The following is a 12,529-nucleotide window of genomic DNA, read 5'->3' as shown; positions in this document are numbered from 1 at the left end:
TTCCATCGGTCCCCATCGGCCCCCATCGGTCCAGGAGCAGTCATGTACGGCCACGGCGCGGTGCCGCCTCCCCGCAGCGCGGGAAAGGTCATCTCCCTGCGCGTGATGTTCGCGGCGGCCGGGGCGCTCAGCTGCGGAATGCTGTCGTGCCTGCCGTTGTTCCGGGTGGCCTTCGTGCGGGGCCGCTGGGCGGACTGGCTGACCGCCTGGCTGAGCCTGCCGCTGTCCATCACCGGGTTCGTGGTGGTGGGCGAACTCCCGGAGGAGGACTGGCGCAGCGACCTCGCGCTGGCGCTGCTCCTGCTGCTCGGCGTGGCGTCCGCGGTCTACTACCTGGTCATGGACATCCGGCTGCACCAGCGGCAGCAGCCCGCCGGGTTCGCCCCCGCCCACGCCGCCCCCCACGTCCCGCCCGTGCCCGGCCCCTACGGCTTCGGGCACGCGGCGCCGCCGTACACGGCGCCCGTACCGGCCCCGCAGCACCCCGTACCGCCCGCGCACCCCACGCCGCTGCCCCAGCCGCACACCCCCATACCCGGGCCGCCGCACACCTCGGCCGTGCCCCCGGTCCCCGTCCCGCGGACCGAGCCGCCCCAGCGCCCCGCGCCCGCCCGCATCGACCAGGTACGCGCCGAGCTGGACGAACTCAGCGACTATCTGCGCCGGCACGACGGACACGGGGGCCACGGCGAGGGCGGACGGTGACCGTGACGACGGGACGCATGGTCGCCGGCCGTTACGAACTGTCCACGCTCATCGGACAGGGCGGCATGGGCCAGGTCTGGACGGCGTACGACCGCAGGCTGGACCGTCGCGTGGCGGTGAAGCTGCTGCGCCCGGACAAGGTGGCGGGCCAGGAGGCGGACGAACTGCGCCGCCGGTTCGTGCGCGAGTGCCGGGTGACCGCGCAGGTGGACCACCCGGGTCTGGTGACGGTGCACGACGCGGGCAGCGAGGGCGAGGAGCTGTTCCTCGTCATGCAGTACGTCGACGGCGCCGACCTCTCCGACCACCTCGCCGAGCACGACCCGTACCCGTGGCAGTGGACGGTCGCGGTGGCCGCGCAACTGTGCGCGGTGCTGAGCGCCGTGCACGCCGTGCCGATCGTGCACCGCGACCTCAAGCCGCGCAATGTGATGGTGAAACAGGACGGCACGGTCACCGTCCTCGATCTGGGCGTGGCCTCGGTGATGGACACCGACACCACCCGCCTGACCCACACCGGTTCCCCGATCGGCTCGCCCGCCTACATGGCGCCGGAGCAGGCGATGGGCGGCGCGGTCGGCCCGTACACCGACCTGTACGCGCTCGGCGTGCTGATGCACGAACTGCTCAGCGGCGAGGTGCCGTTCGCCGGCTCCACGGCGCTGGGCGTGCTGCACCGGCACCTGTACGAGCCACCGCTGCCCGTGCGCCGGATCCGCCCGGAGGTCCCCGAGGAACTGGAGACCCTGGTGCTGAGGCTGCTCGCCAAGGACCCGCAGCACCGGCCTGCGTCCGCGCAGGAGGTGTACGAGGACCTGGCGCTGCTTCTGCCCGCGCGCGGCACGCCCACCGGAGCGCCGCTGGACCCCACGCGCCCCTTCCTGCGCCCGCACGCCCCCTGGCCGGACCGCGCGCGGACCCCCGCGCCCCAGCCCGCCCCCGTCGCGCCGGCACCACCGGTGGCCGAGAAGCCCGATGTCGCCGCCGCCGTCGACGAGGTCAAGCGCCTGCTGGGGGAGGGCCGCATCACGCAGGCCGTCGACATCCTGGGCGCGATCCTGCCGACCGCCGCCGAGCAGCACGGCGAGCACTCCCCGGTCGTCCGCACCCTGCGCAAGCAGTACGCGGCCACGCTCCTGGACGACGGCCAGTACCGGCGCGCGCTGCCCGAACTGCGCCGCCTCGCCGACGAACGCGCCGCCGAGGCCGGGCAGGCCGACCCGCAGTCGCTGCGCTACCGCTACGAGGCCGCCCAGTGCCTGGAGCAACTGGGCGAACCGGCGGCGGCGCTGGCCGAGTACCGGGCGCTGCTGCCGTACTACGAGAACCAGTACGTCTCCGGGGATCCGCAGCTCGCCCACGAGGTGCGCCGCCGCATCGGCCACCTGCTGCTCGCCCTCGGCGACCGGCCGGCCGCCCACGACATGCTCGCGCGGCTCGTCCTGGACGTCGAGCGGCTGCACGGCCCCGGCCATCCGCTGGCCGTGGAGGTCCGCCGCACCCTCCAGTGGCTGGGGCAGGTGCGCGGGTAGCCGCGCGGGGATTTCGCCCGCCCAGGAGGCGATGTTGGGCACTCGTGGGGCTCGTGTTTCCCGGTGGCGACCCGGCGCCCGGTACGTTTCGCTTCGCGTCGCCGGGGGCGGGATCGCCGCGCAGACCTCCAAGCCGCCACCGCCTGGCCCGCCCGGAAGACCTGCACGGGCCGCGCGTTCGACACCTGCACCGCGCCGTCGCTGTCGGCCATGAAGGCCTGGCACACCGGTTTCTACGGTGCCGCCGCCGTCTACGTGGGCGGCAGGAACCGCGGTTGCGCCCAGCCCAACCTCACCGCCTCCTGGGCGAAATCGGTCAACTCCCCGGGCTGGAAGCTCGTCCCGATCCACGTCGGCGTCCAGCCGCCCTGCCAGAGCGGCTCCAGCCCCGAGAAGCCGACCGCCACGACGGCCGCCTCCTCGGCGTCACCGACGCGGCGGACGCCGTCGCCAAGGCCTCGGCGCTCGGCATGAGGGCCGGCAGCCCCGTCCACCTGGACATGGAGCCGTACGGCATCTCCGCGCCAAGGCCGTCGCCACCGCGTCCGACAGGACGGACCTGCCGGGCAACCTCTGGTACGCGCTGTGGGACAGGCAGAACACGACGACCGCGGACTGGCCGTGGGGCGCGACCCCGTACACGAACCACAGCCGCGGCCACCAGTACATGGTGACCAGCAAGGAGTCGCACGGCGGCGTCACGCTGACCGTCGACCGGGACGCCTGGGACGCGCCGGTGGCCGTCATCGGCTGACCCGGCCGGCCTGACGGCCCCTCGGGGAGCGGCGCGGCGGTGCCCGAAGCGCGCGCGAATCGTTGGTCGAATGGGTTGGCCCCGGCCTGCCCACTGCCTACCATCGATCACCGCAAGACTTTGTGCACCGCCGCACAATCTCCCTGGGAGGTCCCCTTGCACCGCCGCCGCACCGCGCTCGTCCTCACCGCCGCGATCGCCGCCGCGGCACCCCTGCTGACCGCCTGCGGAAGCGACGCGCACCCGGGCGCCGCGGCCGTCGTCGGCGGGCAGCGGATCACCGTCGCCCAGCTGGAAGGCCGGGTCAACGAGGTCCGCCGGGCGCAGCGGGCCGCGGTGCCGGACGAGACGCAGTACCAGCAGGTCGTCTCCTCCACCAGCACCCTCACCCGCGACACCCTGCACAACATGGTGCTCGACCGGGTGCTGCACCGCGCCGCGCGGGACGCGGGCATCAGCGTCACCCGCAAGGAGATCCAGCAGATGCGCGGCGAGCTGGAGCGGCAGGCCGGCGGCGGCAAGGGCCTGGAGACGGCCTGGTTGCAGAAGTACGGCATCGCCCCGGCCCGCCTCGACGACAACCTGCGCCTGCAACTGGAGGCGCAGAAGCTGGCCGCGCGGCTCGGCACCGACACGAGCCAGCCCGCCTTCTGGAAGGCCCTGTCCAAGGCCTCGGAGGAACTCCACGTCGACCTCAACCCGCGCTACGGCTCCTGGGACGTGCAGAAGAGCAGCCGCGTGGACGCCAAGACGCCGTGGGTGCGGGAGGTCACGACGGCGGGCGGGGAGCCGGTGACCGCGTAGACGGGCCCTGACCGGCGCGGCGGCCCATCCGGTCATACGATCACAGGACCCTGTCGGGCCTGTGGACAACCCGATCCGCTCCCTCGCCCCGTGGGTTACGTTCGGATCGTGAACGAAACCAGCCCCGAAGCCCGTGGGGAAGCCCCCGGCCGCATCGTCCTGCTCACCACCAGCCACCGCGTCGCCCCCGGCCTGCTGTCCTGGCCCGCCTGGCAGGCCCTGCGCACCGCCGACGCCGTGCTGTGCGCGGACGGCGCCCACCCGCAGCTGCCGTATCTGCGCGAGGCCGGGATAGCCGTGACGGAGGCGTCCCCCACGGCCCAGGAGCTGGTCGACGCCTGCGCCGGAGGCCGGACGGTGGTGGTCGTGGCCACGGGCGAGGGAGAGCCCGCCCTCACCGACGGTCTCGCCCGCCTGGCCGGCTCCGGCCGGGTCGCCCTGCCGGAGCTGGAGCTGCTGCCCGCCTCCTACGACCTGCCCGGCGCCCGCCTGCTGGACCTCGTGCAGGTCATGGACCGCATCCGCGCGGAGTGCCCGTGGTCCTCCCGGCAGACCCACGAGGGCCTGGCGAAGTACGGCATCGAGGAGGCGTACGAGCTGGTCGAGGCGATCGAGGCCGGGGACCGCGCGGAGCTGCGCGAGGAACTGGGCGACGTCCTCCTCCAGGTGGTCTTCCACTCCCGGATCGCCGAGGAGGACCCGGACGCGCCGTTCTCCATCGACGACGTCGCCGGCGGCATCGTCGCCAAGCTCATCCACCGGCACCCGCACGTCTTCGGCGACGAGGAGGCCGAGACGCCGGAGGACGTCAAGGAGCACTGGCTGCGCACCAAGGCCGAGGAGAAGCGGCGCGCCTCCGTCACCGACGGCGTCCCGCTCGGCCAGCCCGGCCTGGCCCTCGCCGCCAAGCTCGCCTCCCGCACCCGCACGGCGGGCCTGGACGTCCCGCTGCCGCAGGGGGACGGCATCGGCTACGAGCTGCTGGCGCTGGCGGTCCGCGCGGAGGCGGCGGGTGTCGACCCCGAGGCGGCGCTGCGGGCGGCGGCCCGGGCCTACCGGGACGCGATACGGGCCGCCGAGGGCCTGCCCGCCTAGGGTCTTTCGTGTGGATCGGGCCGGATCAGGGAGCGGTGCCAGACCCCGCGAGCCCGGCATGATCCGGACGAAAGGTGGGGGCACCGCCGGCGCCCCCACCCGGCCCGGCACTCCGCGGCGAGCCGGATACGGTCGAGGAGTGACCGACCAGCCCCGCCCCGCCCAGCCGTCCTCCCATCCGGACCAGCCGGCTCCCGCCCTCTTCACCTGGGAGTTCGCCGCCGATCCCTACCCCGCCTACGCCTGGCTGCGCGAGCACGCCCCCGTGCACCGGACGCGGTTGCCGAGCGGGGTCGAGGCCTGGCTGGTCACCCGGTACGCCGATGCCCGGCAGGCCCTGGCCGACCAGCGGCTCAGCAAGAACCCGGCGCATCACGACGAGCCCGCGCACGCCAAGGGCAAGACCGGCATCCCCGGCGAGCGCAAGGCCGAGCTGATGACGCATCTGCTGAACATCGACCCGCCGGACCACACCCGGCTGCGCCGGCTGGTCAGCAAGGCCTTCACGCCCCGCCGGGTCGCCGAGTTCGCGCCCCGGGTGCAGGAGCTGACCGACCACCTCATCGACCAGTTCGCGCGGCGCGGCTCCGCCGACCTCATCCACGAGTTCGCCTTCCCGCTGCCCATCTACGCCATCTGCGACCTGCTCGGCGTCCCGCGCGAGGACCAGGACGACTTCCGGGACTGGGCGGGCATGATGATCCGGCACGGCGGGGGCCCCCGGGGCGGGGTCGCCCGGTCGGTGAAGAAGATGCGCGGCTATCTCGCCGAGCTGATCCACAAGAAGCGCGCGGCGCTGCCCGTCGAGCCCGCGCCCGGGGAGGACCTGATCTCGGGCCTCATCCGCGCCTCCGACCACGGCGAGCACCTCACCGAGAACGAGGCCGCCGCCATGGCCTTCATCCTCCTGTTCGCCGGCTTCGAGACGACCGTCAACCTCATCGGCAACGGCACCTACGCCCTGCTCACGCACCCCGGGCAGCGCCGGCGGCTGGAGGAGTCCCTGGCAGGCGGGGAGACGGAGCTGCTGGCGACCGGCGTGGAGGAACTGCTGCGCTACGACGGCCCGGTGGAGCTGGCCACCTGGCGGTTCGCCACCGAACCGCTCACCATCGGCGGGCAGCGCATCGCGCCGGGCGACCCGGTGCTCGTCGTCCTCGCCGCCGCCGACCGGGACCCGGAGCGGTTCGCCGACCCGGACGTGCTGGACCTCTCCCGCCGCGACAACCAGCACCTCGGCTACGGCCACGGCATCCACTACTGCCTCGGCGCGCCGCTCGCCCGCCTGGAGGGCCAGACCGCGCTCGCCACGCTGCTCACCCGGCTGCCCGATCTGCGGCTCGCCGCGGACCCGGACGAACTGCGCTGGCGCGGCGGACTCATCATGCGCGGCCTGCGCACCCTGCCGGTGGAGTTCACACCCGGCGCCTGAGCGCACCGCCTGACGGCCACGGTCCGGCGCGGTCCGGCACGGCGCCCACACAGCCTCTTCGCGGAAACATGACGGACGTTCAACTATGTGATCTTCACGTGATCTGCGCGGCATGAACTTGTGACAAGTGATCGTCTGCCGATACGTTCACCCATCAGCGCGGCGACCGGCACCATCCGCCGCGCCGGTCCTGCTGTCGCTCGAAAGGCTTCTGCATGCTCTCCGGGAACGGCCGACACCGTCGCCCCCGTCAGGCCCCGGCCCTCCTCGTCGCGGCCGGAGTGACCGGCTCCGCCATCGCCATCCCGCTCCTCGGCGCGGCGAGCGCCAACGCGGCCGACGGCACCACATGGGACAAGGTGGCCGAGTGCGAGAGCGGCGGCTCCTGGAGCGCCGACACCGGCAACGGGTACTACGGCGGCCTCCAGATCTCGCAGGAGGACTGGAACGCGTACGGCGGCGGCCGGTACGCGGCCAGCCCCGACCAGGCGAGCCGCAACCAGCAGATCGCCGTCGCCGAGAAGATCCTCGCCGACAAGGGCACCACCCCGTGGGCCACCTGTGCCCTGCTGTCCGGCCTGACCGAGGACTCGGGCTCGACGCACGTCGACACGGGCGTCGGAGGCTCCGGTGGCACGGGCGCTGCGGGCGACTCGTCCGGATCGGCGGGCCACTCCGGTACGTCCGGTTCCTCCGGCAGTCCCGACTCGCCCGGTCTGCCGGATTCGTCGCCCTCCACCGGTGCGGGCTCCGACTCGGGCTCCGGCGCCGGTTCCTCCTCCTCGGACGAGGCCGCCACGCCGAGCGCCAAGCCGGGCAAGGGCGCCGGCACGGCCACCGGTTCCACGGGGACCAACGCCCCCAAGTCCGACAAGTCCGCCGCGCCGGACACCGGCAGCCCGCAGGGAGCCGACAGCTCTCCCTCGGCCGGCCCGGACACCGGCGTCGCGGACAACCCCCAGCAGGCGGCGGGTTCCTGGAGCCTGGTGGACACCGGATCCCTCGGCGGCGGGCGGCACCGCGGAGCGAGCGCCGACGAGAGCGGTGCGGACGAAAGCGTGACAAACGGTCAGAACGCCACGTCTTCCGGCCGGCACGCCTCCCGCGAGACGGACACGTACACCGTCCGCCAGGGCGACACGCTCGCCTCCATCGCCGACTCTCTTGACGTCGACGGCGGGTGGCGCGCGCTGTACGACGGCAACAAGAAGGCCATCGGGGCCGACCCGAACCACATCAGTGCCGGTCAGACCCTGGAAGTCGGGGGCGAAACGGGCGCCGAGTAGCGGGAGTTGACGCCCCACTTAGCGCCCTAATGTCCGCTTTCGGGAAAGTGTGGGATGAGTCTCAGAAGCCCTGATCGTCTTTGAAATTCCGCGGATCACGTGTCTACGGTCGGGACCGCTCGTCACCACGAGCCCCGGCAGCCGCAACGCCGAATCCTGCCAGCGGTTGCCCGGGAACAGTCGTCGCGTCAAGCGCCGTAGGCAGGAGCGGGGGACCCAAGGTAGGTGCCGGGCCCGGCAGTTGATGCCGGAACCGGCTTGGGGTGAAGCCGCATCCGCGCAAGCGGAGTGCGGCCGGGCAACTCAACCGGCCCGAACCCGACAGCTCACCTCGCAGGCGTCGGTGAGGGGATCGATCCATGCTGTTTTCCAGCAAGGGCAAGCACCGTCGTCCGGCCAAGGCCGTCCGCGCCATCGCGCTCGCCGGTGTCACCGGTGCCGCCGTCGCCGCCCCGCTGATGGCGGCCGGCAACGCCTCCGCCGCCACCGCCTCCCAGTGGGACGCGGTCGCCCAGTGCGAGTCCGGTGGCAACTGGTCCATCAACACCGGCAACGGCTACTACGGCGGTCTGCAGTTCTCCGCCTCCACCTGGGCCGCGTACGGCGGCACCGCCTACGCCCCGCAGGCCAACCAGGCCAGCAAGGCGCAGCAGATCGCCGTCGCCGAGAAGGTCCTCTCCGCTCAGGGCAAGGGCGCCTGGCCGGTCTGCGGCACGGGCCTGTCCAGCACCCCGTACAACGGCTCCGCGCCGAGCACCTCCACGAACTCGGGCGGCTCCACCAGCACCCGCTCCACCGAGCAGCAGACCGCCTCCCGCTCCGCCGAGCGCCCGGCCGCGAGCCCGAGCAAGGGGCAGAGCAAGACCGTCACCACCCCGACCGGCAAGAAGGTCAAGAAGGGCGACGGCGAGTACAAGGTCGTCACCGGTGACACGCTCAGCTCCATCGCCGAGCAGCACCACGTGCAGGGCGGCTGGCAGAAGCTGTTCGAGCTGAACAAGGACATCGTCGAGGACGCCAACCTGATCTACCCGGGTCAGCAGCTCCACCTGAAGTGACACCCCGCTCGTGGCCCGCGCGTTCGCGCGGGCCGCGGTGAAGGCCCCCGTGCGGGCCGTCCCCCCGTCCCCACGGGCTCCCCGCCCCGGTGCGTGTTCCCCCGTACGCACCGGGGCGGGGCCTTTTTGCGCCCACCATCCCCGGACCCTTTGTTTCGGCGAGAAACAAAAGGTACCGTCGGCTTGTCCACGGGGCGGTCGGTCGGTGGCCGACGCCCCCGGGACGGTTAGGCTCTAGTCGCAAGGCACAGCCGTAAGGCACACCGCCCCGCACTTCCAGCGTCACATCCAAGAAGGAGATGCTCGTGCCGTCCATCGACGTCGTCGTAGCCCGGGAAATCCTGGACTCCCGAGGCAACCCCACGGTCGAGGTCGAGGTCGGCCTCGACGACGGCAGCACGGGTCGTGCCGCCGTCCCGTCCGGCGCCTCGACCGGCGCCTTCGAGGCCATCGAGCTCCGCGACGGCGACCCGAACCGCTACCAGGGCAAGGGCGTCGAGAAGGCCGTCCTCGCCGTGATCGAGCAGATCGGTCCGGAGCTGGTCGGTTACGACGCCACCGAGCAGCGCCTGATCGACCAGGCCATGTTCGACCTGGACGCCACCGACAACAAGGGCTCCCTCGGCGCCAACGCCATCCTCGGCGTCTCGCTCGCCGTCGCCCACGCCGCCTCCGAGGCCAGCGACCTCCCCCTCTTCCGCTACCTGGGCGGCCCGAACGCGCACCTGCTGCCGGTGCCGATGATGAACATCCTGAACGGCGGCTCGCACGCCGACTCCAACGTGGACATCCAGGAGTTCATGATCGCCCCGATCGGCGCGGAGTCCTTCTCCGAGGCCCTGCGCTGGGGCACCGAGGTCTACCACACCCTGAAGAAGGTCCTGAAGAGCAAGGGCCTGTCCACCGGCCTCGGCGACGAGGGCGGCTTCGCCCCGAACCTCGGCTCCAACCGCGAGGCCCTCGACCTCATCCTGGAGGCCGTCAAGGAGGCCGGCTACGCCCCCGGCGAGCAGATCGCCCTCGCGCTCGACGTGGCCGCCTCCGAGTTCTACAAGGACGGCAAGTACCTCTTCGAGGGCAAGGAGCGCTCCGCCGCCGAGATGACGGAGTACTACGAGGAGCTCGTGGCGGCCTACCCGCTCGTCTCCATCGAGGACCCGCTGTTCGAGGACGACTGGGCCGGCTGGAAGGTCATCACCGACAAGCTCGGCGACAAGGTCCAGCTGGTCGGCGACGACCTGTTCGTCACCAACCCCGAGCGCCTCGCCCGCGGCATCGAGGAGGGCGCCGCCAACGCCCTGCTGGTCAAGGTCAACCAGATCGGCTCGCTGACCGAGACCCTGGACGCCGTCGAGCTGGCCCAGCGCAACGGCTTCAAGTGCATGATGTCGCACCGCTCCGGCGAGACCGAGGACGTCACCATCGCCGACCTGGCCGTCGCCACCAACTGCGGCCAGATCAAGACCGGTGCCCCGGCCCGCTCCGAGCGCGTCGCCAAGTACAACCAGCTGCTGCGCATCGAGGAGATCCTCGACGACGCGGCGGTGTACGCCGGCCGCAGCGCGTTCCCGCGCTTCAAGGGCTGAGCCTTCCCGGGTTAAGTCCTAGCCAGTCGTACGTACGTCCCCGTACTCGGTCCCGTACCGTGTCCGGGGACGTACGCACGTGTGACAGGGGAGGCGGAGAGCCAGATGGCCGTGAAGGACCGGGACCGTTTCTCCACCGCGACCAGGCTGCGGCTGCTCGGTGAGCAGACCGCGGCCCGTGTCTACCGCTCCCAGACCAAGCGGCAGGCCCGCCGCTCCCGGCTGACCGGCCGGGCGGCCCTGCTCGCGCTGGTGCTGTGCACGATGATCGTCGCCCTCGCCTATCCCATGCGGCAGTACGTCTCCCAGCGCGCGCAGATCGCCGACCTCCAGCGGCAGCGGGAGCAGGCCCGCCAGCGCGTCGAGCAGCTGCGCGACCTGAAGGCGCGCTGGCAGGACGACGCCTACGCCGAGCAGCAGATCCGCCGCCGGCTGCACTACGTGATGCCCGGCGAGACCGGGTACGTGGTCGTGGACCCGGGCGCGGCCAGGCAGTCCCGGGCCGACCTCGGGGCCGCCCACCGGCCCTGGTACGCGAACGTCTGGGACGGCGTCGACAAGGCCGACGCCTCCGACCAGTGACCGGCCCGCCCGGTCCGGCAACCGACAGCAACCCACCCTGAAAGCAGTCATGGAAACCCCTCCGCCGCCCACTCCGCGCACCGAGCCCACCGACGCGGACGTAGAGGCCTTCAAGCAGCAGCTGGGCCGCCCGCCGCGGGGCCTCAGGGCCATCGCCCACCGCTGCCCGTGCGGTCAGCCGGACGTCGTGGAGACGGCGCCGCGCCTGCCCGACGGCACGCCCTTCCCGACGCTGTACTACCTGACGTGCCCGAAGGCGTCCTCCGCCATCGGCACGCTGGAGGCGAACGGCGTGATGAAGGAGATGACCGAGCGGCTGGGGCGCGACCCCGAGCTGGCCGCCGCGTACCGGGCCGCGCACGAGGACTACATCCGGCGCCGGGACGAGATCGAGGTGTTGCAGGGCTTTCCGAGCGCGGGCGGCATGCCGGACCGGGTCAAGTGCCTGCACGTGCTCGTCGCCCACTCGCTGGCCGCCGGGCCGGGCGTGAACCCGCTCGGCGACGAGGCCCTGGCCATGCTGCCGGAGTGGTGGCGCAAGGGCGCCTGCGTGACGCTGGACAGCGGCGAGGGGGACGTGCACGACGACAGCGAGGGGGACGAGCAGTGACCCGCGTGGCCGCCATCGACTGCGGTACCAACTCCATCCGCCTGCTGGTGGCGGACGCCGACCCGGCGACGGGCGAACTGACCGACCTGGACCGCCGGATGACGATCGTGCGGCTCGGCCAGGGCGTCGACCGCACCGGCCGGCTCGCTCCCGAGGCGCTGGAGCGCACCTTCGCGGCCTGCCGCGAGTACGCGGCCGTCATCAAGGAGCACGGCGCCGAGCGCCTGCGCTTCGTCGCCACCTCCGCCTCCCGCGACGCCGAGAACCGCGACGACTTCGTGCGCGGCGTGCTGGACATCCTCGGGGTCGAGCCGGAGGTCATCACCGGCGACCAGGAGGCCGAGTTCTCCTTCACGGGCGCCACGAAGGAACTCACCGGCCGCACCGACCTCGCCCGGCCCTACCTGGTCGTGGACATCGGCGGCGGCTCCACCGAGTTCGTCGTCGGCGACGACCACGTGCGCGCCGCCCGGTCGGTGGACGTCGGCTGCGTGCGGATGACCGAGCGGCACCTGGTGCACGGCGGCGAGGTGAGCGACCCGCCCACCGAGGAGGAGATCGCCGCCATGCGCGCCGACATCGAGGCCGCCCTGGACCTCGCCGAGGAGTCGGTGCCGCTGCGCGAGGCGCACACTCTGGTGGGCCTGGCCGGGTCCGTCACCACGGTGTCCGCCATCGCCCAGGAACTGCCGGCGTACGACTCCGCGCGCATCCACCACTCCCGGGTCTCCCGGGACCGCGTGCGCGAGATCACCGAGCGGCTGCTGCGCTCCACGCACGCCGAGCGCGCCGCGATCCCGTCCCTGCACCCGGGCCGGGTCGACGTCATCGGCGCCGGCGCCCTCGTCCTGCTCGCGATCATGGAGCGGATCGGCGCCGAGGAGGTCGTGGTGAGCGAGCACGACATCCTGGACGGCATCGCCTGGTCCGTGGCGTGAGCCTGCCCTGTGGCGTGGGCCCGGCCCGTGCCCGAGGCGTGGCGTGGCTCTCTTTTGTTACTGAGTAGTAGCCACCTGCTGAGCAGGTTGGATAACGTTTGAGCGGTGTCCGGGGCCCCCTTGGGGGGCCCTTGGTCATCCCGGCGC

General features: G+C 72.7%; 11 protein-coding genes, 1 pseudogene and 1 riboswitch. All 12 genes and pseudogenes read left to right on the top strand.

Annotated features, from left to right (window positions below; genetic code table 11):
* The first annotated feature begins 42 nt into the window (after nt 1-42).
* Complete coding sequence (locus ABZV94_RS05825) at nt 43-705, top strand: hypothetical protein (protein WP_356337572.1); 663 nt, start codon at nt 43-45, stop codon at nt 703-705.
* A gap of 17 nt (nt 706-722) precedes the next feature.
* Nucleotides 723-2,237 carry a protein kinase gene (locus ABZV94_RS05820; RefSeq protein ID WP_356337610.1) on the top strand — a complete coding sequence of 505 codons (1,515 nt, stop codon included), beginning with the start codon at nt 723-725 and terminating at the stop codon, nt 2,235-2,237.
* A gap of 31 nt (nt 2,238-2,268) precedes the next feature.
* Nucleotides 2,269-2,991, top strand: a pseudogene (locus ABZV94_RS05815) (glycoside hydrolase domain-containing protein).
* Between the two features lie 156 nt (nt 2,992-3,147).
* Nucleotides 3,148-3,795, top strand: coding sequence for a SurA N-terminal domain-containing protein (locus ABZV94_RS05810; RefSeq protein WP_356337570.1), 648 nt, complete (start codon nt 3,148-3,150; stop codon nt 3,793-3,795).
* Nucleotides 3,796-3,903: 108 nt separating this feature from the next.
* Nucleotides 3,904-4,890 (top strand): nucleoside triphosphate pyrophosphohydrolase, encoded by a 987-nt coding sequence (locus ABZV94_RS05805; RefSeq protein ID WP_356337568.1) that lies wholly within the window; start codon nt 3,904-3,906, stop codon nt 4,888-4,890.
* 139 nt (nt 4,891-5,029) lie between these two features.
* Nucleotides 5,030-6,322 carry a cytochrome P450 gene (locus tag ABZV94_RS05800; RefSeq protein ID WP_356337567.1) on the top strand — a complete coding sequence of 431 codons (1,293 nt, stop codon included), beginning with the start codon at nt 5,030-5,032 and terminating at the stop codon, nt 6,320-6,322.
* A gap of 215 nt (nt 6,323-6,537) precedes the next feature.
* Entirely contained in the window at nt 6,538-7,608 is a 1,071-nt protein-coding gene (locus ABZV94_RS05795) for a transglycosylase family protein (RefSeq protein ID WP_356337564.1), read from the top strand.
* Nucleotides 7,609-7,791: 183 nt separating this feature from the next.
* A riboswitch (cyclic di-AMP (ydaO/yuaA leader) is annotated at nt 7,792-7,963 on the top strand.
* A 4-nt stretch (nt 7,964-7,967) separates the two neighbouring features.
* Nucleotides 7,968-8,666: a transglycosylase family protein gene (locus tag ABZV94_RS05790; RefSeq protein WP_356337562.1), complete on the top strand. Its 699-nt coding sequence runs from the start codon at nt 7,968-7,970 to the stop codon at nt 8,664-8,666.
* 299 nt (nt 8,667-8,965) lie between these two features.
* The gene (gene eno, locus ABZV94_RS05785; protein ID WP_356337560.1) at nt 8,966-10,252 is read left to right on the top strand and encodes a phosphopyruvate hydratase; all 1,287 of its coding nucleotides are present in this window, start codon (nt 8,966-8,968) and stop codon (nt 10,250-10,252) included.
* A 105-nt stretch (nt 10,253-10,357) separates the two neighbouring features.
* Nucleotides 10,358-10,834, top strand: coding sequence for a septum formation initiator family protein (locus tag ABZV94_RS05780; protein WP_356337558.1), 477 nt, complete (start codon nt 10,358-10,360; stop codon nt 10,832-10,834).
* Nucleotides 10,835-10,883: 49 nt separating this feature from the next.
* Entirely contained in the window at nt 10,884-11,444 is a 561-nt protein-coding gene (locus ABZV94_RS05775) for a DUF501 domain-containing protein (protein WP_356337556.1), read from the top strand.
* A complete protein-coding gene (locus tag ABZV94_RS05770) occupies nt 11,441-12,382 on the top strand; it encodes a Ppx/GppA phosphatase family protein (protein ID WP_356337553.1) in 942 nt (313 codons plus the stop codon). Before ABZV94_RS05775 ends, ABZV94_RS05770 begins: the two co-directional genes overlap by 4 nt.
* Nucleotides 12,383-12,529 lie beyond the last annotated feature (147 nt).

Source organism: Streptomyces sp. NPDC004658 (genome assembly GCF_040609555.1).
GTDB lineage: Bacteria > Actinomycetota > Actinomycetes > Streptomycetales > Streptomycetaceae > Streptomyces.
This window is presented reverse-complemented; position numbering and strand designations above follow the sequence as displayed.